Raw genomic sequence first — 1690 nt, forward strand, 5'->3', positions numbered from 1 at the left:
ATCCAACGTCAGGTCATCGGCGAAATGCCGGTCACCGGTCGCGTCGGGCACGTACTTCACACAGACAACGATCCTCAAGCTCACGCCGGCTCTCCCTGTACTTCGTGGTGTCTCCGAGGCAATCCTATGGTACCCAGTACCCTGCGTAAAGGAACCCAGTGCCGGATGAGTGTTTCCGGTGCTACGTTTCCGGCATGACCGATGACCGCGGGCCGGCCAAGAAGCCCCCCATGCGTGACGTGCTCGCCGAGGCGGCCTTCGCGCTCTTCATGGAGCGAGGGTTCGAGCGGACCACGGTGGACGACATCGTCGCCAGCGCGGGGGTGGGGCGCCGGTCGTTCTTCCGCTACTTCCCCTCGAAGGAGGACGCGGTCTTCCCTGATCACGAGCGCTGCCTCGCGGACATGACCGCGTTCCTGGAGGCCGCCGCGGACGGCGACCCGGTGGAGGCGGTGTGCGAGGCGGCCCGCCTGGTGCTGCGCATGTACGCCCGCAACCCGGAGTTCTCCGTACAGCGCTACCGGCTCACCCGAGAGGTGCCCGGCCTGCGTACCTATGAACTCTCCGTCGTGCGCCGGTACGAGAGGACCATGGCCGGGTACCTGGAGGGGCGGTGGTCCGGTGCTCCGGACGCGTCCCTGCGCGCCGAGGTGATCGCGGCGTCGGTGGTCGCGGCGCACAACAACGGTCTGCGGTCCTGGCTGCGTTCGGGCGGCCGGGGCGACGCCGGCGCCGAGGTCGACCGGGCGCTCGAACTCGTCCGCGCCGTGTGGGGGCCGGCGGCCGAGCGTCTGCCCGCGCCCGCCGCCGAGGACGAGGTGATCGTGATGATCGCGCCGAAGGGCGCCCCGATGTGGCGCGTCGTGCAGCGCGTCGAAGCGGCTCTCGGCGAGGAACGGGACACCACTGAGAGGTAGTTCACCTCACACCGGTACTGAGTTCCTTTACTTCATGGAACTAAGTGCCATACGGTGCCGGTGTGCCGCCGCCGGAGGTGCGGCGCACCGAGCCGAGCGCGGGAGGCCGAGACGTGTCCATCACCGGAATCGACGTGGAACCCACTGCTCGCGACGGAGCGGGGTCGCACGGCAGGGAAGGTCTGGTGTACCAGGTGTGCCGGTGGTGCGGCACCGCCTCCTTCCGCAAACTCCTGTGTCCCGTCTGCGCGTCGAGCGATCTGGAGGCGGAGCACAGCGACGGCCACGGGGTCGTCGTGCGGTCCAGTGTCGTCAACCGTTACTCGCGGATCATGCGCAACGAGTCCCTGGTCCGGTTCCCCGAAGGCTTTGTGTACCGGTGCCGCATCGTGGGCGCGGCTCCGCACCTGGTGAGCGTCGGCGACCGGGTGCGGCCCGTCGGAGGCATGACCTCCGAGGCGGGCGAAGTGGTCCTCGAACTGTGCGATCCGCCCGGGGGAGCCCGCTGGTACGCGTGAGTCCGGTGCCGTCACGCGTCCAAGGTGCGCAGTACACGCCTTCAAGGGATTGCGTGCCGCGTCCACTCGCTTCGACAAGCGGGCCTACGTGGTCCACGACACGGTGGCCGTCGTTGCGATTCGCCTATGGCTGCGCTCCTGAGCAGCGTCAGGGCGTCAGCGGGCCGGCCAGGATGCGCAGCCCGGCCTCCTGATCGCCGGTCCAGCTGAAGGCGGCGTCCGAGCTGATCGTTCGCCCCCACAGGAGCAGAACCA

General features: G+C 68.9%; 2 protein-coding genes and 1 pseudogene. 2 read left to right on the forward strand and 1 reads right to left on the reverse strand.

Annotated elements, in window-relative coordinates; genetic code table 11:
- Nucleotides 1-84 (reverse strand): annotated as a pseudogene (locus ABZ454_RS38820) (electron transfer flavoprotein subunit beta); the annotation flags it as partial.
- 110 nt (nucleotides 85-194) lie between these two features.
- Between ABZ454_RS38820 and ABZ454_RS38825 the strand changes: the two are divergent.
- Together ABZ454_RS38825 and ABZ454_RS38830 are read left to right on the forward strand one after the other, a co-directional pair.
- On the forward strand, nucleotides 195-917 hold the full coding sequence (locus tag ABZ454_RS38825; protein WP_359544133.1) for a TetR family transcriptional regulator: 723 nt from the start codon (nucleotides 195-197) through the stop codon (nucleotides 915-917).
- A 119-nt stretch (nucleotides 918-1036) separates the two neighbouring features.
- The gene (locus tag ABZ454_RS38830; protein WP_356320710.1) at nucleotides 1037-1435 is read left to right on the forward strand and encodes a zinc ribbon domain-containing protein; all 399 of its coding nucleotides are present in this window, start codon (nucleotides 1037-1039) and stop codon (nucleotides 1433-1435) included.
- The last annotated feature ends 255 nt before the right edge of the window (nucleotides 1436-1690 follow it).

This window comes from Streptomyces sp. NPDC005803 (assembly GCF_040630435.1).
In the GTDB taxonomy this organism is placed as follows: Bacteria; Actinomycetota; Actinomycetes; order Streptomycetales; family Streptomycetaceae; genus Streptomyces.

Coding starts and splice junctions, on each gene's coding strand:
- ABZ454_RS38825 (WP_359544133.1), top strand. CDS start 195: ATGACCGATGACCGCGGGCCGGCCAAGAAGCCCCCCATGCGTGACGTG.